This is a genomic window from Christiangramia aquimixticola (genome assembly GCF_048285835.1).
GTDB classification, from domain to species: domain Bacteria; phylum Bacteroidota; class Bacteroidia; order Flavobacteriales; family Flavobacteriaceae; genus Christiangramia; species Christiangramia aquimixticola.
This window is the reverse complement of sequence record NZ_JBLVTL010000001.1, coordinates 40,617-67,011: the sequence shown is the minus strand read 5'-3', so window position 1 is coordinate 67,011 and position 26,395 is coordinate 40,617. Positions and strand designations below refer to the sequence as shown.

Annotated in this window: 22 protein-coding genes; 8 read left to right on the top strand and 14 right to left on the bottom strand. The window is 37.8% G+C overall.

Features of this window, described 5'->3' with window-relative positions; translation table 11 throughout:
* Nucleotides 1-40 precede the first annotated feature (40 nt).
* From ACNKXV_RS00285 to proC, 3 genes are read right to left on the bottom strand one after another with little or no spacing between them, the layout of a single operon-like run.
* Nucleotides 41-1,240, bottom strand: a complete 1,200-nt coding sequence (locus ACNKXV_RS00285; RefSeq protein ID WP_417905698.1) for a glutamate-5-semialdehyde dehydrogenase — start codon at nucleotides 1,238-1,240, stop codon at nucleotides 41-43.
* Nucleotides 1,241-1,274: 34 nt separating this feature from the next.
* The gene (gene proB / locus ACNKXV_RS00280) at nucleotides 1,275-2,048 is read right to left on the bottom strand and encodes a glutamate 5-kinase (RefSeq protein ID WP_417905697.1); all 774 of its coding nucleotides are present in this window, start codon (nucleotides 2,046-2,048) and stop codon (nucleotides 1,275-1,277) included.
* A 27-nt stretch (nucleotides 2,049-2,075) separates the two neighbouring features.
* Nucleotides 2,076-2,885 carry a pyrroline-5-carboxylate reductase gene (gene proC / locus ACNKXV_RS00275; protein ID WP_417905696.1) on the bottom strand — a complete coding sequence of 270 codons (810 nt, stop codon included), beginning with the start codon at nucleotides 2,883-2,885 and terminating at the stop codon, nucleotides 2,076-2,078.
* A 600-nt stretch (nucleotides 2,886-3,485) separates the two neighbouring features.
* Here proC and ACNKXV_RS00270 point away from each other — a divergent pair.
* From ACNKXV_RS00270 to ggt, 5 genes are read left to right on the top strand one after another with little or no spacing between them, the layout of a single operon-like run.
* The gene (locus ACNKXV_RS00270; RefSeq protein WP_417905695.1) at nucleotides 3,486-7,148 is read left to right on the top strand and encodes a CheR family methyltransferase; all 3,663 of its coding nucleotides are present in this window, start codon (nucleotides 3,486-3,488) and stop codon (nucleotides 7,146-7,148) included.
* Nucleotides 7,149-7,152: 4 nt separating this feature from the next.
* Complete coding sequence (locus tag ACNKXV_RS00265) at nucleotides 7,153-9,354, top strand: ATP-binding protein (protein WP_417905694.1); 2,202 nt, start codon at nucleotides 7,153-7,155, stop codon at nucleotides 9,352-9,354.
* Between the two features lie 59 nt (nucleotides 9,355-9,413).
* The gene (locus ACNKXV_RS00260) at nucleotides 9,414-9,971 is read left to right on the top strand and encodes a response regulator (RefSeq protein WP_417905693.1); all 558 of its coding nucleotides are present in this window, start codon (nucleotides 9,414-9,416) and stop codon (nucleotides 9,969-9,971) included.
* Complete coding sequence (locus tag ACNKXV_RS00255) at nucleotides 9,949-10,512, top strand: biliverdin-producing heme oxygenase (RefSeq protein WP_417905692.1); 564 nt, start codon at nucleotides 9,949-9,951, stop codon at nucleotides 10,510-10,512. The genes ACNKXV_RS00260 and ACNKXV_RS00255 overlap by 23 nt, the downstream gene beginning before the upstream one ends.
* Nucleotides 10,513-10,550: 38 nt before the next feature.
* Nucleotides 10,551-12,266, top strand: a complete 1,716-nt coding sequence (gene ggt / locus ACNKXV_RS00250; protein ID WP_417905691.1) for a gamma-glutamyltransferase — start codon at nucleotides 10,551-10,553, stop codon at nucleotides 12,264-12,266.
* Here ggt and ACNKXV_RS00245 read toward each other — a convergent pair.
* From ACNKXV_RS00245 to ACNKXV_RS00225, 5 genes are all read right to left on the bottom strand, one after another.
* Complete coding sequence (locus ACNKXV_RS00245; RefSeq protein ID WP_417905690.1) at nucleotides 12,263-12,835, bottom strand: pseudouridine synthase; 573 nt, start codon at nucleotides 12,833-12,835, stop codon at nucleotides 12,263-12,265. The genes ggt and ACNKXV_RS00245 overlap by 4 nt on opposite strands.
* Before the next feature lie 66 nt (nucleotides 12,836-12,901).
* Nucleotides 12,902-15,049 carry a M3 family metallopeptidase gene (locus ACNKXV_RS00240; protein WP_417905689.1) on the bottom strand — a complete coding sequence of 716 codons (2,148 nt, stop codon included), beginning with the start codon at nucleotides 15,047-15,049 and terminating at the stop codon, nucleotides 12,902-12,904.
* 83 nt (nucleotides 15,050-15,132) lie between these two features.
* Complete coding sequence (locus ACNKXV_RS00235; RefSeq protein WP_417905688.1) at nucleotides 15,133-16,161, bottom strand: helix-turn-helix transcriptional regulator; 1,029 nt, start codon at nucleotides 16,159-16,161, stop codon at nucleotides 15,133-15,135.
* 144 nt (nucleotides 16,162-16,305) lie between these two features.
* Nucleotides 16,306-16,707: a hypothetical protein gene (locus ACNKXV_RS00230; protein WP_417905687.1), complete on the bottom strand. Its 402-nt coding sequence runs from the start codon at nucleotides 16,705-16,707 to the stop codon at nucleotides 16,306-16,308.
* Nucleotides 16,704-17,240 carry a hypothetical protein gene (locus tag ACNKXV_RS00225; protein ID WP_417905686.1) on the bottom strand — a complete coding sequence of 179 codons (537 nt, stop codon included), beginning with the start codon at nucleotides 17,238-17,240 and terminating at the stop codon, nucleotides 16,704-16,706. The genes ACNKXV_RS00230 and ACNKXV_RS00225 overlap by 4 nt, the downstream gene beginning before the upstream one ends.
* Before the next feature lie 440 nt (nucleotides 17,241-17,680).
* Here ACNKXV_RS00225 and ACNKXV_RS00220 point away from each other — a divergent pair, with 440 nt between their 5' ends.
* Complete coding sequence (locus tag ACNKXV_RS00220; protein WP_417905685.1) at nucleotides 17,681-17,902, top strand: CDGSH iron-sulfur domain-containing protein; 222 nt, start codon at nucleotides 17,681-17,683, stop codon at nucleotides 17,900-17,902.
* A gap of 55 nt (nucleotides 17,903-17,957) precedes the next feature.
* Here ACNKXV_RS00220 and ACNKXV_RS00215 read toward each other — a convergent pair whose 3' ends face one another.
* On the bottom strand, nucleotides 17,958-18,635 hold the full coding sequence (locus ACNKXV_RS00215; protein ID WP_417905684.1) for a type 1 glutamine amidotransferase domain-containing protein: 678 nt from the start codon (nucleotides 18,633-18,635) through the stop codon (nucleotides 17,958-17,960).
* Nucleotides 18,636-18,877: 242 nt separating this feature from the next.
* Between ACNKXV_RS00215 and ACNKXV_RS00210 the strand changes: the two genes are divergently transcribed.
* Both ACNKXV_RS00210 and ACNKXV_RS00205 read left to right on the top strand, forming a co-directional pair.
* Nucleotides 18,878-19,738, top strand: a complete 861-nt coding sequence (locus tag ACNKXV_RS00210; RefSeq protein ID WP_417905683.1) for an SDR family oxidoreductase — start codon at nucleotides 18,878-18,880, stop codon at nucleotides 19,736-19,738.
* Between the two features lie 40 nt (nucleotides 19,739-19,778).
* Nucleotides 19,779-21,203 (top strand): phytoene desaturase family protein, encoded by a 1,425-nt coding sequence (locus tag ACNKXV_RS00205; RefSeq protein WP_417905682.1) that lies wholly within the window; start codon nucleotides 19,779-19,781, stop codon nucleotides 21,201-21,203.
* A 2-nt stretch (nucleotides 21,204-21,205) separates the two neighbouring features.
* On the opposite strand, the gene ACNKXV_RS00200 is transcribed toward ACNKXV_RS00205, so the two are convergent.
* The 5 genes from ACNKXV_RS00200 to ACNKXV_RS00180 form a co-directional block, all read right to left on the bottom strand.
* Nucleotides 21,206-21,730, bottom strand: coding sequence for a DUF421 domain-containing protein (locus ACNKXV_RS00200; protein WP_417905681.1), 525 nt, complete (start codon nucleotides 21,728-21,730; stop codon nucleotides 21,206-21,208).
* Between the two features lie 86 nt (nucleotides 21,731-21,816).
* Nucleotides 21,817-22,683, bottom strand: a complete 867-nt coding sequence (locus ACNKXV_RS00195) for a glycosyltransferase family 2 protein (protein ID WP_417905680.1) — start codon at nucleotides 22,681-22,683, stop codon at nucleotides 21,817-21,819.
* Nucleotides 22,680-23,729 (bottom strand): hypothetical protein, encoded by a 1,050-nt coding sequence (locus ACNKXV_RS00190; RefSeq protein ID WP_417905679.1) that lies wholly within the window; start codon nucleotides 23,727-23,729, stop codon nucleotides 22,680-22,682. The genes ACNKXV_RS00195 and ACNKXV_RS00190 overlap by 4 nt, the downstream gene beginning before the upstream one ends.
* Nucleotides 23,723-24,817, bottom strand: a complete 1,095-nt coding sequence (locus ACNKXV_RS00185; protein ID WP_417905678.1) for a glycosyltransferase — start codon at nucleotides 24,815-24,817, stop codon at nucleotides 23,723-23,725. The genes ACNKXV_RS00190 and ACNKXV_RS00185 overlap by 7 nt, the downstream gene beginning before the upstream one ends.
* Nucleotides 24,814-26,277, bottom strand: coding sequence for a glycosyltransferase family 2 protein (locus tag ACNKXV_RS00180; RefSeq protein ID WP_417905677.1), 1,464 nt, complete (start codon nucleotides 26,275-26,277; stop codon nucleotides 24,814-24,816). Before ACNKXV_RS00180 ends, ACNKXV_RS00185 begins: the two co-directional genes overlap by 4 nt.
* Nucleotides 26,278-26,395: the final 118 nt, after the last annotated feature.

Here is a 26,395-nt window from a genome sequence, read left to right as displayed (position 1 = left end):
GCCAACTAGGGCGCCTTATGAAATTTTTATGACTGTAAGATTATACTCTTACATGTCCATCACCTAAAACATAATATTTATTGGTAACCAATTGCTTAAGGCCGAGAGGACCTCTATGGTGCAATTTATCGGTTGAAATTGCAAGTTCAGCTCCAACTCCCATTTGACCACCATCTGTAAATCTCGTAGAGGCATTATGGTAAACCGCTGCACTATCTACCTGCTCCATAAAAGTCAAGGCTTCATCTTTATCTTTGGTAATAATAGAAGCGGAGTGACCTCCCGAATAATGGTTGATTTTTTCAATCGTATCATCCAGACCATCAGATGCTCCAATTACGATTTTCATAGCAAGAAATTCTTCGTACCAGGTCTCCTCATTTGGTATCTTTTCTTCGTTGGTTAGGACTTTGGAAACTTCATCGTCTACCAGCATCTTAACCTGATTATCTTTAAAAAGGTCCTGCAGTTCCTTCAGCTTGGATTCGAAGTTTTCGATATTCTTATCTACAAGCACTTTGTCCAATGCATTACAACCTGAAATTTTATCAATTTTGGCGTTTAGCATTACTTTTTTAGCAATTTCAAAATCAGCATTCTTAGAAACATAAAGGAAATTATTTCCTCTCCCACTAACCAGTACCGCTCCGGTTGCGTGTTCTTTTACAAATGCGATCAAACGTTCACCTCCGCGGGGTACAATTAAATCTAATTGCTCCGGTGGGTTTTTAAGGAAATCCTGAGTTTCGGTTCTGTTTAAGTGCAATAATTTGATCCACTCTTTTCCTAATCCATTTTCTTCAAGGGCGTCATGCCAGCATTTTTCAAGGATCTTATTACTTTCAATAGCTTCCTTACCACCTTTTAAATAGATCTTATTATTGGCTTTAAAGGCCAAAACGGCAGCTTCAATAGTCACATCCGGTCTGGATTCATAAATGATCATGATGGTCCCGAATGGTGCCGTTTTATTGGTAATATCTAAACCTGTATCAAGTTTACGATGTTCAATAACTTTTCCCACAGGATCTTCCTGATCCATTACTTCTTTAACGGACTGGATCATACCATCAACTTTCTTCTCATCCACGATCAAACGGTCATACATTGCCTGGTCATCCTTGGTAAAAGCCTCAAGATCCTTTTTGTTTGCTGCTATAATTTCTTCACGTCTCTGGTCCAGAATATTCATCATGGAATTAAGTACGTTATTCTTTACATCTGATTTTATCAACTTCATTCTATCTGTCTTTTCTTTTATTAATAATTAGTTTTTAGGAAGTAAACTGAGTTCCCACAGGTTTCCCGGCCATAATATCAAGGATCACATCTTCACGTTTTCCGTTAGCGATAAATGTTGGGATATTCTTGGCTGCGGTTCCTTTGGCAATCTTGATTTTGGACTCCATTCCTCCGCGGCCTTCACCTTCACCTTTTTCAGATTCCTGAACATATTTTTCGACATTCTCATCGATTTGTACTTTGTTCAGTTTTGTGGAATCGTCATGTTCCGGATGTCCAGTATACAGTCCTTCAGTATCACTTAAAATAATAAGCTTTTCAGCTCCAATCAATTCAGCAACCAGGCTGGCCAGCTCATCATTATCAGAAAACATGGACATGGTTACCGAAACTGCGTCATCTTCATTGGCGATAGGAATTATGCCTTCAGATAATAAAGATTCATAACAGTTGATCATATTCTCTCGGTGGATACCCGGGCTAAAATCCCGCTTAGTAGCAAGCACCTGACCGCAACGCATTCCATAATCATGGAAAATACTGTAATAGTGGCGCATCATACGCGGTTGTCCTACTGAAGAATAAACCTGTCTACGTTTACTTTCATCTTTAATATTTATTTCTCCAAGTATTTCTTTTCCGGCGATAGCAGAACCTGAAGAAACTAAAACTACCATTATATCTTCTTCATACAAAGTTGCGATTTGCCGAACAAGACTTTTTAATACCGGTCCTAAAATCCTGTTGTCTTTATTGGTCATTACGTTAGTTCCAACCTTAACAACAATTCTTCTTTTCTTATCCATTTCTAAGTCTTAAAATTTGGTTTAGTTCTACTTATCTTCTTTTCCAAGTTCTACAGCACGGTCAAAAGCGGCGTAAGCTGCATCCTTTATAAGTTCCTTTACATTATTATCGTCCATGGAGTCAAGGGCAGCACGAGTGGTTCCACCTTTGGAAGCTACACGCTCCATCCAGGTGTCTGGTGACAGGTCATTTCTATTGAATAACTCAACGGCTCCTTCAAAGGTTTGACTAACCAGTACTTTGGAATCGTTTTCTGAAAAGCCCATTTTCAAAGCTGCTTCCAGCATAGAATTCATAAAATAGAATACATATGCAGGACCACTCCCTGAAATCCCGGTGGATGCATCGATATAATTCTCATTATCTACATGTATGGATTCTCCCGTTGTATCGAGTAAATTTCTTACCATTAATAATTCTACGCGGGATACCTGATCAGATTCTGTGTAAGAGGTAACTCCTTTTCCAACCTGTGCAGGTAGATTAGGCATGGAACGCACAACTTTTTGTACTCCCAGGGCGTCCTGTATTTTTCCTATAGTAATTCCGGCCATTAGTGAGACAAAAATTTGCTCATTATTGACCATTGGTTTCATTTCTTCAAATAGTTCTTCACAGTGATATGGTTTAACCGCAACAAATACAAGGTCTGCCTGTGGCAAACAATCTTCAAGTTTTTCATAAACGTCAAAGTGATCAAGTTTGCTTAGACGAACAACAACATCTGCAGATTTATCAAAAATCATAAGATTCTTGCGATTGAGCATGGGCGATTTTGCCATTCCCTCTGCATAGGTTAATCCCATATTTCCAGCACCGATAACTAATGTTTTCATTTTATAATTTTAGGTTCATATATATTGACTGTATGTCAATGAATCTTGCTTATTAATGGACAAATACCATGCGATACTCTTAAAAAGATCTTTCAAAGCATGGTCACCCGACATAATATAATCGCTATTATTGAGATTTTTATTTAAAAAAATGATAAAATCCTTTAAGAATAGTAGGTGATTTCTTCGGAATGCTTGCGAATTCGATAATTTACTTAACTTATAATTTTTAGATTCCTAAAGCAAAGTGTAGCCTGTTGTATATCTCACAATAAAAAAAAAGGGGTTGAAAACTCCGAAATCTGGAAATCTTAAAATAATGTTATTTATTTCCAACTGCTTTAACATTTTGCAGTTTTGTCAATATCCTGTTATTATGTCAGGAAATTTTACTACTTATTCCGAAGACCCTGTTGGCGGGTATTTTAAAAAATAACAGGTTAAAGTTTCTATAAAAAGCTGCACGAAACTGTCAATAAATCCCTTTTGTTTGAGATATTAAATGTTTGATAAAGATTACTGCTTCTTGGGAATTTTTTATATAATTACAAATTGCCGTAATCCTTGTGATTATTTTATAAAAAGCTACTAGTTAAATTGATGAAAAGTACTAAAGAAAGCTCTCCATCCGCCTCTGTAAAAGAGGACAGAAGAAACTATACAAGAATCATTGCAGTTGGTGCCAGTGCCGGAGGATTGGAAGCCCTCAAAGCCTTTTTTAAAAATATCGATGCAGATGATAAGAATGCCTATGTGGTAATACAGCATTTGTCTCCAGATTATAAGAGTATGATGGGAGAATTGCTGAGTAAAAGTACCAAATTACCTATTCTCCAAATCGAGGATCAAATGCAGGTGGAACCCGGGCATGTTTATTTAATCCCTCCGGTGAATAATCTGATTTTGGATGAGGACCGGCTGGTTTTACAAAATAAGCCAAAAAATCAAACGTTAAATTTACCAATTGATCTGTTCTTTACATCCATGGCGAAAAGTCGGAAAGAATCTGCTATTGGGGTAATTCTAAGTGGAACAGGAAGCGATGGAACTCGAGGGATAAGAGCGATAAAGGAGCATGATGGGATGGTAATGGTGCAGGATCCCAAAGAAGCAAAATTTGACGGCATGCCTATTAGTGCCATAAATACCAGCCTTGTTGATTATATTCTTCCGGTGGAGGAAATGGGAGGTGAGTTACGGGAGTTTATCTCAACGCCTTCAATATTGCAATTAGAGAATGGCGACATAAATCTAAATGAATCTGACCTGAATGACATTTTAAGTTATGTCGATGAGAAATCAGGATTGGATTTTAGGGAATACAAGTTTGCCACACTGGCCAGGAGAATAGCCAGAAGGGTGAACGTATGTAAATGTAAAGACCTAAAAGAATATTACAAATACCTTATTAGTGAAGAAGGAGAAGTAGAAATTCTTTACAGTGAATTTCTAATTGGAGTTACTAAATTCTTTAGGGATGAAAAGGTATGGGAGATTCTTCGTGAAGAAGTTTTCCCAAAGATGATCTCTGCGAAAAAGGATGGAGAAACATTAAAGGTATGGGATGTTGGAAGTAGTACCGGAGAAGAAGCTTATACTATAGCGATGTGTCTTCATGAAGAAATTGAAAACCAGAAAAGAAATCTGGAAATAAAGATCTTCGCAACAGATATTTCCCAGCCTCATTTAGACATTGGAGGTAAAGGCTTCTATCCTGAAAGTATAGTTGCAGACATCCCTAAAGAACTTCTGGTAAAATATTTTATTAGTAAACCAACCGGATATCAGGTTTCAGATAAACTTAGAAGATCTGTGATCTTCTCTAATCATAATATTATAAAGAATCCGCCATTTAGTAATATGGACATGGTGGTGTGCCGAAACCTGCTGATCTATTTTCAGAATAGTATTCAAAAAAGGGCAATGAGCATGTTACACTATGCCCTTAAGAAAAATGGAATTCTGGTATTGGGAACCAGTGAAACTGTTAGCAGCGTAAAGGAACATTTTAAAGAGGTAAGCCGAAGATGGAAAATATACCGGAACAAGAATTTAAGTACCAAACTCGAAAATGGTGTTGGGTCTACGTCCAGAATTGAAAATAAGACAATACAGCTTCAGAAAGTAAGGGATAATAAAGAACGAAGGGCTCAACGCAGTCAGTCTAATCCCATTAAACAAAAACTGCAAAATGAACTCAATAAAACCATTTTGGAACAATTTGGAGGAGCATCAGTTTTTGTAGATTCAGATTATAACATATTGCATGCAGTTGGAGAATTCAGGAAATATGCGAACCTTCCACAAAAGGGATTCTCTATTAATTTGTTGGAAATGTTGGATGAAGATCTTAAATATTCGATCCAGTCTAGCTTTAGAAAAGCTCAGGAAAAAGGTGAGTCTGTTGCTGTAAAAGATCTTATAATTCAAAATGAGAAGGGTACTTTAGGGGTTGATATTATTATCAAACCTTTTAATGATCATAGCCTAGAAGGTGAAACAAATTATATTATCACGTTTTTGGAAAAAGATGTTGATCTGGATAATATAGAAGAAGTAGAAAAACTTAGTCCTTCCAGCCAGACCAAGGCTTATGTTTCAAATCTTGAGGACGAACTGCGAAAAACCAAAGAAGACCTTCAAACTTCGCTGGAAGAGATTGAAACCAGTAATGAGGAATTGCAGGCGGCGAACGAGGAACTTCTTGCATCTAATGAAGAATTGCAAAGTACCAATGAAGAGCTCCAGAGTGTAAACGAGGAGATCAATACGGTAAATGCGGAGAATGTTCAAAAAATGGACGATCTGGCGGCATTGAATGCAGATATGAATAACCTCCTGAAGAGTACAGATATTGGAGTAATTTTCCTTGATTCTGATTTTAATATCCGAAAATTTACTCCGGCTATTAAAAAGCATTTTAGCTTGTTGAACGGAGATATTGGTAGACCGATTGATAATTTTATAAACAGTTTTGGACTTACCCGAAAGCGAAATTTTGTAGATCGTTGCAAAAGGGTACTGGAAAAAGGTAAAACTTTAGAAAAACACATTATTTCCAGGGAAGGGAGGAATTATCTGCAAAGAATCTCTCCTTATATGAATACCGATAATATAATTGACGGAGTAGTAATTTCATTTATTGACATTGAAACTATCCAAAAATCCAAGGAAAAACTGGCGGCGAGTGAAAAACGTTTCAGATCCTTCTATGAAGATGATCCGGTTCTTCACTTAACCGTAGATCCAAAATCGGCTGAGATTATTGAATGTAATAAAAAGGCAGTTGAGAAACTGGGGTATCTGGAAAAGGAAAACCTGGTTGGGAAATCGATCATGGAAGTCTTTGATAAAGATTCTGGAGTCTCGGCCATCCAGTTGAAACCCGCTTTAAAAGAATCTGGAGAGATCATAAATCTGGAAAAGGATATGACCACCAAAACAGGAAAGATTCTTCCGGTGATACTAAATGCCACGGCAGAGAAAGATGAAAACAATAACTTGATAAGCATCATTTATACCTGCGTGGATATTTCAGCTTTAAAAGCGGCAGAGCGTAAACTTCAGGAACAAAAGCGAGATCTGGAAAGGGCTAACCGTGACCTCGAACAATTCGTGTCTATTTGCTCCCATGACCTTCAGGAACCGCTGGCTACCATAAAATTTGGTAGTGATGTATTAGGAAAAATGTATTCAAAACAACTGGATGAGAAGGGTGAAAACTATATTAAGTATATAAAAGATGCTTCAAACCGGCTTTCCTCTCAAATCCGAGCATTGCTGGAACATTCCAGAATTGGTAAGAATGGAACCAAGGTGCTGGTGGATACCAGAGAAGTGGTTGAGGTTGTAAAATATGATCTTGGCAAAAGCATTAAGGATAATAATGCCAAAATCCATATAGGTTCTTTACCTAAACTGATGGGATTTGAGGTAGAACTCCGGCTGTTGTTCCAAAATTTAATAAGCAATGCCATAAAATATGGCCCAAAAGACAAGGATCCTGAAATAAGGATTTCTGCCTATAAGGAAAAGTCATATTGGGTATTCTCCGTTATGGATAATGGGATGGGGATCTCCAAGGAAGATCAAAAGAACATTTTTACCATCTTTAACCGTGTGCAGGGGAATGATGACCAGGAAGGAACCGGAGTAGGCCTGGCTCATGTAGAGAAGATTGTTCTGTTACATGAGGGGACCATTTGGGTAGATTCTCAGGAAGGTGTGGGAAGTACCTTTTATTTTAAATTAAAAGCGAGGTAAAAGAATGCTAATAAAAAGTGGGTCTCCTAAAAGTTTAGATCTAAGTAAATGTGAAAAAGAACCCATCCATATAATAGGAGTTACGCAACCACATGGTGCGGTGATAGCTTGCGATAAAGATGGTAATATTACTCATGCTAGTGAAAATACCGAAGCTGTTTTAGGTTACAATGCTCAATCTTTACTCAATCAAAAGATTAGCAGATTAATTGGAGAAGACCTGTGGAATAAATACAAAAATGGTATTTCTGAAAAAGCTGTTTTAGAAACAGCAGATCTTATTTTGAACGGGAAACCAATTATTGTAGTTCCGCATTTATCCAATGATAAACTTTTGCTTGATTTTGAGCAATACGATAAAAAATCCAGTAATTACGACATTCAGGTTGAGCTAACCACTCTTTTAAAGAAGCTAGGCTCAGCCGGCACTATTAACGAACTTTGCAGTGAAGCGGTAGATATCACCAGATCTATTTTTGGTTACGACCGGGTGATGATCTATAAATTTGACGAAGAATGGAACGGTCAGGTTGTGGCTGAAGCAAAGAAGGAGAATATGGAAAGCTTTCTGGGTCTTAATTACCCGGCGAGTGATATTCCAAAGCAAGCACGGGAGCTGTTTTATAAGAATAAGGTTAGGGTAATTTCTGATGTTAATTATAAACCCGTTAAGCTGCTCTCCAATACACCACATTCTCCTTTGGATCTCACCAATTCTCAATTGCGCGGTGTCTCACCAATTCATATAGAATATCTCCAAAATATGAATGTGGGCGCGAGTATGACCGCTGCTTTGATCAGTAATGGAAAATTATGGGGCTTGATTACCTGTCATCATTCCCAGTCTAAACTCGTTGATTTTTATCAGCGCCAGACCTGTGAATTTTTGGTTGGTATTTTCTCTAATGAACTTACCTTAAAAAATTCAGAGAATTATCTGGAAAACATTCAGAAAAAGGAAATTCTTAAAACTGAATTGCTGCAACAGGTTTATCGCAGTGATAGTATAGAAAACGGTCTTTTTGAGTCAGCTTTAAAACTTACAGATTTTATTGATTGTAACGGTGCTGCACTAATATTAAATGAAAATATAAAAGGTATAGGTGAAGTTCCCGATGATGCCCTGATTAAAGACCTGATCGCTGATTTTCTCTCTAAAAAGAAAGAATCAGTATTCTTTTCCAATCAATTACCTCAGGTTTATCCCGATGCTGCCAGATTTGAAAATGTGGCTACGGGAATTTTAAGTGTTCGCCTTGGTGATAACAATGATAATTACCTTATCTGGTTTAGAAGTGAAGTGGTAAAGAATGTAAGTTGGGGAGGGAATCCAAACAATAAGGCTTATTACAATGAAGATAAAAAACGGCTTTCTCCGCGGAAATCTTTTGAAAAGTGGACCGAAAAACTAAGGGGTGTATCCAATGTCTGGAATGATTTTGAGATCAAAGGAGCGACATCTTTAAGCGAAAGTATTAATTATGTGATCCTTAAAAATCAGAAGGCTGAAATTGATAAACTAAATAAAAAACTTCTGGAGGCTCATAATGAGCTTAAACTTTTTAGTCAGGGTCTTTCTCATGACCTGAATGCACCTTTGCGAGGTGTTAGTGGATATGCACATATTCTGAAAGAAGACCATTATGTAGATCTTGAACAGAAAGGAAGAATGGCCGTAGATTCCATCCTTGCATCTACAGAGAAAATGAAGGATATCATAGACAATGTTCTCTCTTTTGCCGGCTTGTCTACCAAGGAGATGGTAAAATCTTGTTTGGTGACCAATACCTTAATTATGGACATTCTAACCCAGTTCAATATTGCGGTCAATTATCCTAAAACTAAAATTATAATTGAAGATCACATCCCCAGTATGCTGGGTGATAAGCGCATGTTAACCCAGGTTTGGGCGAATTTGATCGCCAATGCGCTTAAGTATAGTGAGAATACAGCCTCACCAAAACTTGAAATAGGAAGTGTAATCAAGGATAGGAAAACTGTTTATTATATTAAGGATAACGGGATTGGATTTGATCCGAAATACAAGGAGGAGATCTTCAATCTTTTTTCGAGATTTTCAGGAAACGATTATAAGGGAACCGGAATTGGATTGGCCCTTGTCAAGAAGATCCTGGAAAAACATGAAGGTGATATCTGGGCAGAAAGTGAATTGGGTAAAGGCTCCACCTTCTTTTTCTATGTTTAACTTTTCTGGATTGGTTAATTATTCAGTTTAGGTTACTTTCGTTTTTTATACGTAACAGAATGATCAATAAAAAATTAAATATCCTTCTGGTTGAAGATAATCAGTCTGATATTTATCTCATAAAGAGGCAGATCAGCAAGATTGTAAAGGAGCCGGTTATTAAAACCACAGATAATCTTCTTGACTGTAAGGAATTACTGGTGAGTTTTGCGCCAGATGTAGTGCTTTCAGATTATAATCTGCCTACCTGTACGGGGCTTGATATTCTTAATCTTGTAAAAGAGTTTGATGAAACCATCGCCTTCATATTTATTACGGGAACCATTCACGACGAAGAGTTGGCTGCGCATACCATCTTAAATGGAGCATCCGGTTATATTCTCAAGAAGCATATGAATTATCTTTATGAAAAACTGGAGCCACTACTTAAAAAAGTGGTTTTTAATCTTATTTCCAAAGATGAATTAAGAGAGAAGATAAGAGATAATAAGATCACTGTAAATAAGATTCATAGCTTCCTGGAAAAGATGAATGCCGATGATAAAGAGCAAAGGCAGAACATTGAAAAAATTAGAGAAGCAATTAGCAGATTTAATGTTTCCGAAGACAATGCTTGAGAATTTAAGGAACGCAACGAGCGAACAGCATAAAGCCTTAGAAAAAGATAATCTTGCCAATAAGATTATGGATCACTCCATATCGCTTGAAGAATATAAGCGCCTGCTTTTTCAAAATTATGCTGCCTACGCTGCCTGTGAAAAAGAAGTGAAAAAGTTTCTTCCGGAACAGGCTTCAAACAAATACTTAAAGCTGAAGAAGGATCTGGAAGTTTTAAGGGTTAATGTAACCGAAACACCCTTAAAGTTTCAGTGCGAAAATAAAGCTGAAGCCATTGGAGCGGCTTACGTGTTGGAAGGCTCGGCTATGGGTGGAATGATAATAGGAAAAGAGGTATCCTTTTGTGACTCTTTAAAAACGCTTCCGGAACAACAATTTTTTAATGCAAATAGAACCAACATCAAAGAGTGGAATAATTATTTAAAATTTTTGCGCAACCGGGAATTTTCCGGCAAGGAAATAGAGTCTGCCGTTAAAAAGGCAAAGGAAACTTTTGATCTTTTTGAAAAGGCATTTAAATTAGAACACGTAAATTATTAATAGCCCAATTTAGTTGGGCTTTTTAAATATTATAGAACATGGCTTATAAGAAATTTCTAACCGGCTTTTACACTTTAGTACTTTGTTTTATTTCTCTTGGCGTTTTAGCACAGGGGGGAAGAATCCCCACTCCTGCAGAAAATGGGATGGTGGTAAGTAGCCATTATCTGGCATCTGAAATAGGAAGAGATATTTTAAAGCAGGGAGGGAATGCCATGGATGCAACGGTGGCCACGGCTTTTGGACTAGCCGTAACATTACCTTCTGCCGGAAATATTGGTGGTGGTGGTTTTATGGTCTATCATCCGGCGAATGCAGATGCTACCGCTTTTAATTTTAGAGAAAAAGCTCCCTTAGCTGCCACCAGAGAAATGTATCTGGGTGAAGACGGAAAAATTAAAGATAACGCTAATCACGAAGGAGTACTTTCTGTGGGAGTACCGGGAACTGTTGCCGGACTTTATAAAGCGCACCAGAAATATGGAAAATTAGAATGGGCCAAATTAGTGGAACCGGCGATTAAAATTGCCCAATCCGGCTTTGCCGTGAGTCACGGATTAGCCGATTTTTCTCAATGGGTTTTTGACAATAAGGAAGAATATAGTTCTACAGCCAAAGTTTTTCTGAAAAAAGATGGTACTCCGCTTAAGCGAGGAGATATATTGGTGCAGAATGATCTGGCTGAAACTTTAAAAAGGATCAGGGATAAAGGCCCTGAAGGATTCTATAAGGGAAAAACAGCGCAGCTTATAGCCGATTTTATGAAAGCGCATGATGGCTTGATCACAAAAAAAGATCTTGAAGTTTATGAAGCTGAAGAGGTAGAACCTATAAAAGGTAATTACCGTGGGCTGGAAGTAATAGGGATGCCGCCTCCAAGTTCAGGGGGAGTAGCGATAGTTGAAATGCTGAATATCCTGGAAGGTTTTAATCTAAAAGAAGAAGGCCATAATTCAGCCTCCAGTATTCATCTCATTACGGAAGCAATGAGAAGAGCCTTTGCAGACAGAGCTCAATTTTTAGGAGATCCCAACTTTAATCCGGATATGCCATTGGATAAGTTAACTTCAAAAGAATATGCTGAAGAATTAAGGAAGACCATTGAGCTTAAAAAAGCTTCCGTTAGTGATTCTACAAGATTTAATGCTGCTCATCTTGCTTATGAAAGTCCCGAGACCACTCATTTTTCTGTAATAGATAAGGATGGAAATGCGATTTCCATTACCTATACTTTGGAACATTCATATGGTTCGAAAATAGTAGTGGAGGGGGCAGGCTTTCTTCTGAATAATGAAATGGGCGATTTTAATGCTATTCCAGGGCTTACAAATAGCCAAGGAAGGATTGGAACCTTACCAAACCAGATCGAACCAGAAAAACGCATGCTTTCGAGTATGAGTCCAATTATACTAACCAAAGACAACAAACCCTATCTTATAATTGGTTCCCCGGGAGGAAGAACGATCATTAATACTGTGTTACTTGTAATTCTGAATGTAGTGGATTATGATCTGGATATAGCCAAAGCGATAGAGTCACCAAGATATCATCACCAATGGTTTCCAGATGTAACCTTTTTTGAAGAATGGGGCTTCTCACCAGATACGATGGAATTGTACAAAAGCATGGGACACGAAACCGATTCCAGAGATTCTCAGGGGAGAGCCATGGGAATTATGATCGATGCCGAGAATAATTTATATTATGGAGCGGCAGATTCCAGAAGTTATGATGGGGGAGCAGCAGGATATTAAAGAGCGACTTCTTTAAGTTCTTGCACCTCTCCGGCTTGCATATTTTCTAAGGTTTCCCTGCCAATTCGTACTCTAACCAAACGTAATGTAGGGAAACCAACAGCAGCAGTCATTTTTTTTACCTGTCGAAATTTACCTTCGGTCAGCGTTATACTAACCCAGGATGTTGGGCCGTGCCTTTCATCCCGTATTTTTTTTGCTCTTGCAGGGAAAACAGGTGGTGTTTCAAGGATTCTGGAGACACAGTCACGTGTTCTGTAAGTTTCACCGTTAATACTTATGTCCACACCAGAATTCAGCTTTTCTAAAGCAGCTTCAGTAATTTGGCCATCTACCTGCACATAATATTCTTTTTCGCTATTTCCCGCGGTTATCTTTGCGCTTAGTTTACCATTGGTGGTTAAAAGCAAAAGCCCTTCTGAATCTTTATCCAGTCTGCCCACGGCCATGGTTTCGGCTGGAAAATTTCCAAGTTCCCCTAATAGTTTGTGCTTCCCGCCTTTTTTCTGGTTGGTGATAAACTGACTTAAATAACCGTAAGGTTTATAGATCTTAAAATGTTTGTACATGGGGCTGAAAATAAAAAATGCCCCGCACATGGCGGGGCATTCAGATGATAAATTTATTTATGACTATTACTTCTTTTCTGAAGGTACAGGAAAGCCACGGTCTTTCATCAACGCATCGATGCTGGCATCCCTTCCTCTAAATTTTCTGTAAGCTTCAGCCGGGTCCATAGCATTTCTTGGTGCGAAAAGATATTTAACCAGTTTATGTGCAAGCTCCTTATCATAAAATCCACCTTCAGCTTCAGCAAAAGCCTCCGCAGCATCTGACGTTAACACATCTGCCCATAAGTAGCCATAATAACCCGCGGCATAGCCTTCACCTGAGAATATATGTCCAAAATGTGGGGTGCGATGACGCATTACGATCTCCTCGGGCATGTTAAGTTCTTTTAAAGTTTCCTTCTCGAAACTTTCCATGTTAATCTTTTCAGGATCGGTTGTATGGTATTTCATATCCATAATTGCCGAAGCTAAAAATTCAGTGGTCGCAAAACCCTGATTAAAAGTGGCAGCTTTCTTTATCTTTTTAACCAATGATTCCGGGATCACCTCGTTGGTTTCGTGATGTCTCAGGAATTGATTGATAACCTTATCTGTAGACAGCCAACGCTCCAGGAGCTGGGATTGGAATTCGGTATAATCTCTTACCCCTCCATTTAAAGTTGGATATTCAACATTAGCTGAAAGGAAATGTAAGGCATGGCCAAATTCATGAAAAAACGTTTCTGCATCATCCCAGGATATCAATACCGGTTCGCCAGGAGCCGGTTTGATAAAGTTTGAGTTGTTAGAGGCAAGCACCGGTTTTTCACCCGTAAGCTTGGTATATCCTCTATAGGTCGTAGCCCAGGCTCCCGATCTTTTTCCCTGACGGGCATATGGATCAAGATACCATAAACCTATAATCTCTCCGGAGTCTTTATCTGATATTTCCCAAACCTTCACATCCTCATGGAATACTGGTACAGAGCCTTCTGCAACCAGAGTGAAACTAAAATTAAAAAGTTCTTCGGCAGTAAAGAAGAGTGCCTGAGTAAGATTCCCTAATTCCAGATATTGTTTTACTTCTTCACTGTTCAGATCATATTTTTCTTTACGTACTTTCTCCGCATAAAACCTGTAATCCCAAGGTTTGATTTCGATATCTGCACCTTCTTGCTTGGCTACTTTTTGCATGTCTGCAACCTCTTCCTTAACTCTTGCCAGTGCTGCGGGCCAAACCTTCATCATAAGGTCCATGGCATTTCCGGGATTTTTAGCCATACGGTTTTGTAATCTCCATTCCGCATAATTTTCATAACCAAGTAATTCCACCCTCTCATCTCTTAATTTTAATATTTTGGAGATGATCTCTTTGTTATCAAATTCGTCATTGTTATCTCCCCGGGAATAGTATTTTTTCCACACCTTCTCTCTTAATTCCCGTTCTGTAGAATAGGTAAGGAAAGGATCCATAGAAGACCTGGTATTTGTAATCGCATACTTGCCATTTTCACCTCGGGCCTCGGCAGCTGCTGCTGCAGATTTAATATACGATTCCGGCAGGCCCCCTAATTGTTCTTTTGTTAGGTAGGTTACATAATTTTCCTCGTCGGCAAGCACATTGCTGGAAAAGGAGGTGTATAATTCTGATAGTTGTTTATTGATCGCAGCGTAACGTTTTTTATCTTCAGAATTTAGGTTGGCGCCCTGCATGGCAAAATCTTCATATACGAGTTCGATCACCCTTTGCTTAGCAGGTTCAAAAGCTTGTTTTTGAGACTGTTCATACACCGTTTTTATTCGCTGAAAAAGTTTCTCATTCTGATTAATCTTTGATGAAAATTCTGAAATTTCAGGAGCCAGTTCTTTTTGAACAGCCCTGAATTCAGGCGAAGACATATTACTGCTATAAATGCCATAATAAGTAAAAGCACGTTCTAATTCCTTCCCGGCAAGTTCCATGGGAACAATGGTATTTTCAAAAGTAGCTTTCTCAGGATTGTTGGTAATTCGCTCAATTTCGGCTAAATGCAGCTCCATTCCTTTTCTAATTGCCGGTTTAATCAGATCCACCTGCATTTTATCAAACTGTGGAACCCCTTCATAAGGTCCCGTCCATTCCTGTAGTAAAGGATTTTCCATAGATATTGTTTCTTTTTCCTGGCCATTAGAGTAGCCTATAATAGCGGTTAAAGCAATTATGCTCAACCCATTTTTTAATTTTTTGTTCATATTGATGGTTTCAAATAGCGTTTGAAGATACTAAGTTTAGATGATTATTTAAAAAGAAAACCTCTCGTGGTACCAGAGTCTAGCTAGCTTTTTTCTCTGGGAAGCTCTTTGGCAGCAAGGACCTTTCTTGGAGAGACGCCGTATTTTTCTTTAAAGATCTTCGAGAAATAACTTCTGCTTGATAATCCAAGTTCATATACCACTTCACTCACATTTTTATTTCCGGATGATAGCATATCCAAAGCTTTGGTAAGGCGGATGTCCCTGATATATTCATTTACAGTTTTTCCATACATACGCTGGAAGCCTTCCTGTAACTTATTGGTATTTACGCCTGCAATTTGTGCGAGTTCATTTACGGTACAGGATTGCGCTATGTTGGAGTCCAGATAATCTACTGCAGCTTGCACCGCTTTTCTGTCCTTCTCTCTGAGTACTCTCTCCTGAATTTTTTGATCCTGTTTCTTAAAACGGTTTAGCATAAAACTTAAGATCTCCAGTGATTTTGCTCCAATAAAATTTATTCGTGGAAAACCTGTAAGATCACAATTCTTGATCTCCTTAATTATTTCTGCAGTTTTCAGGCTAATGCTTCCCGTCTTGCAAATACGGTCATTAGCTTTTATATCGCTGAAAAGTTTGTAGAATATAGGTTCCAGTTCATGAAGATCGAAAGAGAAATATTGCTGAAATTTTAACCGGTCTATTTCGAGATAGCATAAAATAACCTCCACATCTTTTTTAAAATAGAAGTTCTGAGTTTCGTTACTTTCAGGTGCCGCTATTAAATACTGATGACTTTCGATATTTTTAGCTTCTTCATCATCGTTAAAGCTACTTTGCAGTTCTCCATTGGTACAATAAATAAAGCGGATGGGTTTAATAGCTGGATGGGAAATTCTCATTGCAATATTTTCCCTGAAGGTAAGATGATATGTATAGAGTCCAATTCCATTAGGGAAATTAATTCCTCTAATATTTCCGTCTCCAACCTTATCGGGAATGATGAGAGAGAATTCTCCTATGTGTTCAGAATACTCAATATCAAACTTTTCAGCCAGGGCGGGTATGAAATCGTCTACATCATTTATTTCTAAATGATAGGTTTTCATTTTTTGGCCAGTTTTAAGTAACAAATTAAAAATACGGTTAACAACAAAAAATCTGTTATAAACCGAGTTAAACTTATACTAAATGATGACTAAAAACCCTATGAGGACAGAAGAAAAGAACAGAGGCAGGAAAAAAAGGAAATATTAGATAAGTGAGTTTTTGAGAGAGATTAATCTTTTCAAGCCCAAAGTAGCACCCAACGCAATTGCAGCGGTGGTCCCCAAACTGCCACCATATCCATTAAAGAAATCTCCTGTACTTAAAAATATTAGTCCGAATAAAAGTCCGGATACTCCCATGGTTTTTAAGTTATTTCCTATCTCTTTGGAAGCCATTCCTATAAAGGAGGCTCCCATTATCACTATTGGAATTACCGATCCTAATTCCCCATAAAATGGTTCAGTTACAAAATGGAATGGTAGCGCCCCGGTAAAGGAAATTAATGCAGAAGCCCTTACGGCACCCATTGAAAATTCATGATTGAGTAAGTAGGTGGCTATTGCGCCATAGATTCCTGAGATTATTACTGAAAGAATTAAGATCATAATAGATACAGGATTGTTGAAACCAATACTACCCCTCCAAAGGCAACTGATCCCAGTTTTCCTCCCATTCCCAACAGAGTGTTTTTACTCATTATCAGAAGTACTCCTGCAACTGTTGCTGCAAGAATTACGAAGGTATAACTTGCAAAGTAGCTGGACGTCATTCCCACGAATGCTCCACAATACACTGCCGGAGAAAGTTTTTTTAAAAAATCTCTGTTCCTATCAAGATCAGGAATAAAAGAACCTGCCAAACCAATTAAAGCTGCCGCTAATACCGCCGATAGGTTATACTTTATCTGTAGAAAATAAGTGAGAACGCCTCCGGCAATACAAAATAAGATCTCTGAAAATCCTTGCCATTTAAAGGCGATCCTGTTTTTATGGCCGCTTCGTAAATAAAAATATGATAATACTCCAGAGATGATCGTAAGAAATGCTGTCTTGAAGTAATCTCCCGAATTTTCATAAAGAGCTACACCAATAAAGGTGAGATGTAAAATAATAAAAACGTAAACCGCTCTGATTTTCATAGGCAGGCAAAAATCTGAATTAATTTTGAAAATGGAAGCTCATTCTTTGTCTTTCATAATTTAAATAGTTCAATCTTTGGGTAGATTCTTGTATTTTAAAAGAGTAGAAAACCTCAAAAAAGCATCCTTTCTTTAACAGTCCATATTTTGGATATTTCAATAAGAGTGGCTAATTTTGAAGGAATCCTTAAAAGAATTCGTGATTTGTTAGCTAATAAGTGTGTTTTAGCCACATTAGTTGCTATAACTGATTTATTGCATTTTAAAATGAATAATAACATACCGGCTTAAAAAATCTGAAGAAATTTAGGGTATTACCAGTGTTAATTTAATTATCGAAAAAGTTCCTCTCCGGGAACTTTTTCTTTTTCTGCAAGTAAAGTCTCTTTCTGCAAATTCCAAATCGTTTATATTCGCTGTTGAATACAAAAAAATAAATTATGGCGAAGACAGTTTTAAAAGTTAATAATAACGGTTCATTAAAAGTTCAGGGTGATTTTGAGATCGTGGATAAAGAAGGTAATGTATATGACCTTGGGGGAAGAGACCAGGTTTCTCTATGCAGATGTGGACTTTCTAAAACCAAACCTTTTTGTGACGGCGCTCATCGAAACCATTTTGAGCATGAGGCGATCGCTTTTGACCTGCCACCAAAAAAATAGATAAAAAAAAGCCTGTATTCTGTACAGGCTTTTTTAAAATTATGCTTTAAAACGCTTAGTTAAGCATTTTATAAATTTCTTCAGCAACCGCTCCAGAAGACTGAGGGTTCTGTCCGGTAATTAAATTTCCGTCTACCAGGGAATATTCACTCCAGTCTGATTCTTTGGAATAAATTCCACCATTTTCTTTCAGCATATCTTCAACCAGGAATGGAACAACATCGGTTAACTGAACAGCTTCCTCTTCAGAATTTGTAAATCCGGTCACTTTTTTTCCTTTAACCAGGGGTTCTCCATCTTCACCTTTTACATTCTTTAAAGCCGCAGGAGCATGGCAAACAAAACCTATAGGTTTTTGAGATTTATTGAAGGACTCTATTAAAGCAATTGAATCTTTATCTTTTGAAAGATCCCATAAAGGGCCATGACCTCCGGGATAGAAAACCGCATCAAAATCTTCAGATTTCATTTCACTTAATTTGTGCGTGTTATTGATGACTTTTTGCGCAGCTTCATCCTTTTTGAACCTTTGGGTGTCTTCTGTCTGGTTCTCCTCGGTATCACTATTTGGATCTATAGGAGCTTTACCGCCTTTGGGACTGGCCACCGTTATTTCAACTCCCTTGTCTAAAAGACTATAGTAAGGATTGGCAAATTCTTCTATCCAGAAACCGGTTTTTTCCCCGGTATCACCTAATTTATCATGAGATGTCAATACAAATAATACTTTCATAACTTTTTCTTTTTTTTTGACTGTTTCAGCCCTAAGTTCTAAACTTTTAGCCTTTTACAAAACTATTTTAGAGAACTTTAGGTTTCTGAATTCCATAAAAGGCAAAGCTTAACTTCATTTTAAAAAGCCTGGATTTTATTTAATTTTATTTTAAAACTTTTTAAATATCGAAGACCTAATTTTAATTGTCTGGCAGAACTTATAATTCGAACTCCTGCCTTATTCACTTTAAACAAATAAATATGCGGGTATTAATTGCTGGTGCGTCCGGTGCTTTAGGAATTCAACTTGTAAAACAACTCGCCAAACTTAAAATTGATTTTAAAGCCACAACGGGTTCCCGGGAGGGGAGGAAAAAACTTGCACCTTATGCTAATGAGATCGTCGTTGTAAATTCGCAGGAATCTCCTGAAGATTTTACGAATGTTACCCGGGATATCGATATAGTTATTTCTGCAATTGGGAAAAGTATCAGCCTTTTTAATCCTTCCTCCCGAAGCTTTCATGAAAGTGATTTTGTTGCCAATAAGCTTCTCATCAAAGATGCTCTAAAAAATAAGGTTAGCCGTTTTATTTATGTAAGTATGGAAGGCGCAATGGAAGCAAATTCCTTTGAAATACCCGGATCTCATAAAGAAACTGAAGATTTATTGGTCAATTCAGGATTGAACTATAGCATAATTCGGCCGGTTGGATTTTTTTCAGGTTTGAATGATCTGCTCATAATGGCTAAGCGTAAAGTAATCCCGGTGATTGGATCTGGTGACGCCAGAACAAATAGTATTTATCAGGGTGATCTGGCCAAAATTATCATCGATATGCTGGAGACTGGCCCCAGGGTTCAGTCTGTAGGTGGGCCCGAAATCCATACCCGTAAGGAGATGGCCAAAATGATTCAGAAAAAAATAGGAGGGAAACTGCTTTTTATTCCCTCTACTCTTGCCGGAGCAGGAGCCGACATGATCAAATTGTTAACCTCCGGAACAGGAAATAAGCTGAAATATTTTAATTACATCATGGATCATGATATGATTGGAGAACGTTTGGGAAGCATGAAATTTGAAGAATATTTAAATACGATCGATCTGAAGGATCTTCCTTAATTTAGAAAAAAGTCAAACTTGTTGAATCAACCGGCCTAAGATGAAAGATAAATACGACGCTATAATAATTGGGAGTGGTCCAAATGGATTAGCAGCGGCTACATATTTACAACAACAAGGATTTAAAACAGCTGTATATGAGCAGGAGTCCAAACCCGGCGGTGCGACCAAAACTTTAGAGCTTACTATCCCCGGGGTGAAAAATGATATGGGATCGGCTATTCTACCTATGGCTTTTGGATCACCATTTTTCAGAAGTTTACCCCTTTCACATTATGGTCTGGAATGGATATTCCCGGATATTCCTTTTGCACATGCCTTGCCTAATGGGAAAGCCGTAGCCTGTTATAAAGATATCACGAGAACTGCAGAACAATTTGATGATGATTCTACCGCTTACGTTAAGCTCTTCGAAGAACTTATAAATGGCTGGGATGAACTCGAAAATGATATTTTGGGTCCCCTGGGATTTCCTGATAAACCCTCCTTATTCCTGAAATTTGGTTTCAAGGCTTTTCCTTCGGTAAAGATGCTGGCAGATCATTATTATAGGGAGGAAAGGGCAAAGTTATTGCTATATGGCGCGGCAGCTCATTCGGGTTTGCCCATGTCTCAACTTGCATCTGCCTCATTTGGCCTTGTACTTACCATTATGGCTCATAAGTATAACTGGCCATTTCCAAAAGGTGGTGCGGGGAATTTTATAACAGCTTTGATCCAGCATTATAAAGCCCTGGGAGGTGAATTAATTCTGAACAAAAAGGTTGAATGTTTGTCGCAGTTACCGCCATCAAAAACTTATCTTTTTGATGTCACCCCAAAACAATTATTGAAAATTGATGGACTTGACCTAAGCTCCATATACAGGAAACGACTTGAAAACTTTAAATACGGGACAGCTGTTTTTAAAATGGATTGGGCGTTATCCGGTCCAATTCCATTTTTGAATGAGAAGTGTCGTAAGGCGGCAACCGTACATCTGGGTTTTTCTACTGAAGAGATTACAATTTCTGAAGAAATGATCCATAACAATCAGGTCTCTTCCAAACCTTATGTAATTGTTGCGCAACATACCATTTATGACGATTCCAGAAGCCCGGAAGGTGTACATACTGCCTGGGCATACTGTCATGTACCAAATGGAAGTACACAGGATTGTTCAGAAATCATTAAAGATCAGATAGAGAAAGCTGCACCCGGGTTCAAGGACCTAATTATAAAAGAAAACTCTTTAAATACTAAACAACTCCAGGTACTCGATCCAAACTTAATTGGAGGGGATATAAATGGCGGGAGCCAGGACCTCTCTCAACTATTTACCAGGCCAATTGTCACCACAAAACCTTATACAACTTCGAATCCTTCAGTTTTTATCTGTTCTTCTTCAACACCACCCGGAGGAGGGGTTCATGGGATGTGCGGTTACAACGCAGCCCTGGCGGCAGAAAAATTTCTGAGCAAATAATTTTATTTTCTGTCTACATCCTGCAGGAGCCAGTCTTCAATTTCTTGATTGGTATCATTTGCTTTCATAACCACGATATCTCCGGTAGTTTCGAAGATTACTGCCCTAACTTCGCTTTTGTTCAGCACATTTGCTCTACGCAAGGTTGATCGGAGATCTGATTCAGTAACCCGTGCCATTTTTAAATTTTCATATAGAATTTTATCCCTATCCATCAAAAGTACCGGAGTGTTGTCTATAAGAGATTGGAAAATCTTTGACCTTCTCAGCAATGCTACGAGTACCTGAAATAGGTACATAAAGAATAAAGCAGCGATTCCATGATACATACTAACAGATTTGGTTAGAACCGTGGTGGCGATCATGGAACCTACGGCAACGGTCATGGCAAAATCGAAACTTGACATTTTTGAAAAACTGCGTTTTCCAAAAATTCGGGTAAAGATTATAATACTTACATAGACACCTAAGCCTGTGAAAAATATAGCAATTATTGTTGTAGAGGAAAGCTCAAACCATTTTTCCATTGTTGTTAATTTTTGGATGTTACAATGTATGAATATGAAAGTTGATGTCAAAAGGCTAAGACCCTACTTTAAAAGATCAGTTAGAGTTACATGAATGGTGCGTTAGGCTTATAACATTCCTCCAATAATTTATCTGTGACCGTTCCCGTTTTACTAATGGAAGTAGCATCCATGGACCAGTTAATAAGATCCTTTTCGGCGAAAGCTTTAAGCCAGTTTTCCATAACCCATCGGTTCCATTTGCTATAAAATATTTCAGCATTCTTAATGATCTCATCCACCTTATTTACCGGCGGACTATAAACCGGATGTTGTTGATGGTAAACACAGGCTTCTGAAAGGTAAAAAGAGTACCCGGGAGTATGTTTGAGTTTTAAAGCAAAATCTGTGTCTTCAGCTCCGTATCCGGTATAACGCTCATCAAAACCTTCTAATTTTATAAACAAATTTTTAGGTATATAGAAGGTTAAACTCCAAAAGAGCATATAGTCCGAGGTCTTCTGCAACCCGCTGATTTGAGGTCTATGCGGATGATGAATGCTATATTTATCCAGGTCATCAGCTTTATAATTTCTGGGCAACTCTCTGGTAAGGTATCGTGGAGTTCCCATTATTAATGTTTTAGATGAAATTGCCTGCGTTAAGATTTGTTCAAAAAAAGTACTGGACGGGATACAATCCACATCCAAAAAAATTAAATGGTCATTGTTCGCCTTTTTTGCTCCATAATTTCTGGCTTTTCCAATGGGTAAGTGTCCATCTTCAGAATTTATCCTAAAGACATTTAAAGGAAGTTTGTCAAAAGCAGAGATTTCCGGATCCTCATCAATGGAAACAATTACCACCTCGGTTGGTTTAAGGGAGCTTTTTTCAATTCCCTGAAGTAAGTTTTGGAGATGTAGCGCTCTGCCTTTAACTATGGTGATCACGCTAAATTTTAAATCAGTTGTCATTTGTTGTTTCTTGATTTTCTGAATAGTTTGGGTAATGAGGGGAGGGAGAACAGGTTATTTTCTAATAGTGTTTTAAAAGTTTTCAAGTTTTCCATTCCATTAGTATTATAGGTTTTCGTATAACTTAAGATCTCCTTATCACTCAATTCAAAAATCTTTTGCGGATCTATGGCCAAATCAAGATTGACCAAAGCTTTTTGCATGATCTTTTGTTCTTCGTAAGGCCGTTTTTCGGCGATAGCAATAAAAGGGACCGGTATTCCCGTTAACTCTGAAACCGTATTTAAGCCACAATTAGCTACTACTAACTGAGCTTTATTAATTTCTACTTCCGGTTTATCTACGAATCCAGCGAATTCTAATCTGGAACTGCAATGCTGTTCTTCAAAAATTCCCAGAACCTTTATATGTGCTGAAAGGAACCTATCCAGCAATAGCGGTAAATACTTGTTCAAATTCTCATTCCCGCCCTTACCGGAAATTACTACGATACTGGTTACTTCTTCACATTGAGTTTTTGGGGAATATTTCAATTTTTCACCAAATATGAATCCCAGGTAAATTGTTTTATTTCTTACCCAATCAGGAACTGATTCATCCTCAAAACGTTCCGGATAGTAGGCTAGAAGGAAGGTAGCCGCCTTAAACGCTTGAAGATGTCCCTCATCATTCCGTACCCCGGGCAATCTTACATATGCATACGGAAAAGAGGCAGCCCGAGCCAGCGCAGCAACTTCAGCGCTTACATCAACAATTAGAAGTTGAGTATTATGCTCCAACAATGATTGAAGCATTAATGAACTCCTTAGCTGAATTGATCTTTGCCCTACAGGACTATAATGCAAATAATCTGGTGGAGCTACCTGATTAGATTTTCTGGTAGTCCCATCAGGATTTTCACTAGGTAATATAATTACCTTGCTTTTCCTGCTAAATTTATGGTCAAAACTGGTTAAGATTATCTGTTTACTTTTGAAAAACTCAGCAAAGAGATCAGCAAATTTTGAATGTCCGCTCCCATGTTGATGGGCATAATATGCTAACATACTTCATTAGTTTTTACTTCTTTAATCATATCTAAGGCTTTATAATAAAGAGCTTCGTAACCATCTACCATTTTTGAGACATCACAGAAATCTTCTGCCCGATCTCTGCAATTTTGGCGATTCAAGCTGGTTACTTCGCTTATTGCCTTAACAAAATTATCCTTCTCAAATGGAGGAACTACAAATCCGCTTTCCTCGGTTAGAATTTCGGAAGAAGCACCCACCTTCCAGGCTATCACCGGAGTACCGCATGCAAGTGATTCAGCCAGAACCAAACCATAAGGTTCTTCCCACACACTGGTAAACAAGGTAGCCTCAGATTGCCCCATTAAAACGTTCAATTCGCTTTGCTTTAAATGGCCGGCATAAGTCACATTCTCATGATCTAATAATGGTGCAAATTGTTCATTATAGTAGGTGCTTTCACTATTTGGTCCTGCCAGAATTATTTTTTTATTTGCCTTTAAGGCCATATCTATTGCGGTATGTGGCGCTTTTTCTTTACAAATTCGTCCCACCCAGCATACCTGGTCTTTTATGGGTTCAGGATAAAAATCCCAGTGGTTTACTTCAATTCCGTTATAAACAACATGGTAGTGAGGTAAAAGAGGCTCATATATTTTTCCAAGGTTTTGACTTACAACCGTAAAGTATTCATTATTAAAATTTCTGGTAGAGGCTAGGCCAAAGTGAATGTCTTTAAAAACAGGAGTGTGAAAACTGCTAATTACCTTTTTATTTGATATTGCACCCCACTGAATTGGCAGGTAATGCATGCTGTGATTATGGATAATATCATAATCACTTTCAGTAATTTTCTGGATTGCGTGAGAATACATCATTTGAGCTTCCAGCATTTCGTTGCATTGGATATTTTGAGAATATTTTGAGATCTCCTCCCAGTCAAATTCCGGAGTATCCAGGGGAATAATATCAAGTTCAGGATCTGAGCCGCTTAGGGCATACAAATGTACCTGATGACCTTTAGCCTTTAATCTCCAAGCCAGTAAATGAGTGATCATTTCCAATCCGCCAGCATAGGGTTCAGAAATAGGGAATTTATTATGTGCTAACAGAGCTATTTTCATGGGGTAGATGGTTTTAGTTTCAGGTTATTATTTTCAACTTCAAATTCATGCAACATGTATAAACTGCCAACCAGAAACAAACTAAAAATTAGCAGACTAACTATAGCTAATAAGGTTTCCCCCTGAAAGCCTAAAAATGAAGTCAAAATTCCAAGTATTGAAGGGATAAACAAGGGGACGCTGCTAAGCTTTGAAACCTTATTGGATTTATTGGTTGTTATAAATTTCTTCGGAATACAGAAAACTGCACACCAGCATGCGAATGCCATTTCGAATGCCAGGGCAAGATGAATAAAAAATGCCTTTAGATCTGTATGAAAGGTGGAACGTCTGGTATTTTTCAGCATTAACAGCAGTTTCCCGGTTATAAATATGCCGAACTGTAAAAGGATAATTTCCGGGAGGTAATTAAACTGGTCTACAGCACCCGCAATATAAAATACCATATACAATAAAGCACTTATAATAGGGAATGCCAAAAGATTGATCCATGCAAGCAACTGCATGGCTGCAGAAAATTTTCGTTTCCAATTCATTTTGGTATACAGCAGATCCATAAGGCATTGCGTATTACCATAAACCCAACGATACCTTTGTTTTCTAAGATCCTGAACCGTTCCTGGCATAATACCTTTTCCAACCTTTTTACTCGAAAATCTGGTTTTAAAATTCTTAGACAATAATTCAATTCCTAATCGGGCATCTTCAGTAAGTGTTTCCTGGGGCCACCCATTTACACTTTGTAGTGCTTTTAATTCAATAAATGTTAGTGTTCCGGTTGGAAGTGTCGAGTACGAATTATTTCCCCCTGTGGCATAAAGCGTGAAAAAATGCTCCAGTTCTTTGAAAAGTCCCATTTTTCGGCCATTCACTACATAATTTTGAGGAAATTGTACTACTGCAAAATCATCTTTTCGTACTTCTTTTAATGCAATTTTTAAACAGGAAGGTTTTAATCTATAGTCGGCATCTAGGGTAAAAATATATTCTGTTTCCGGTTGAATCAATTTTAAACATTCATTTAAGGCTCCGGCTTTATAGCCATCCAGTTTGTCATAATGCCTGAATTTAATAATATCAGGATGCTTATTACAAAAATCTTCAATGGGTTTCCATAATTCCTTTCTGGATGTATTATTATCCAATACTATAATTTCAAAGTTGGGATAATCGATCTTTAAAGCCTGTCTTATGGTTCTTAAAACGATTTCCGGAGGTTCATTGCAAATAGCAAGATGAATAGATACGAAGGGGTGGTTGTTATCATTGGAGTAGTATGGTGTATTCTCCTTTATCTTCCTGCTAAACAAAAATCGGGATACAGCTATTATTGCCATAAAAATACTTATAACCATTAAAAAAATCTCTAGAAGATGGGGTGCAGTTATACTAAAATATCCCAATAAGGCCACAGGAATAGTGCCGGTTATTACCCGCATTATATTACGATTTGCATTCATTTTTCAATTTTTTTTTATAAAGTTCAAAATTCAAAGGGTTTTTTTTGTGCGTTTTTACTCGTAGACTTAACGATTTTCCCCTTATTAGGAAAGGTTTAACTGAACCTAACGCTGTAGT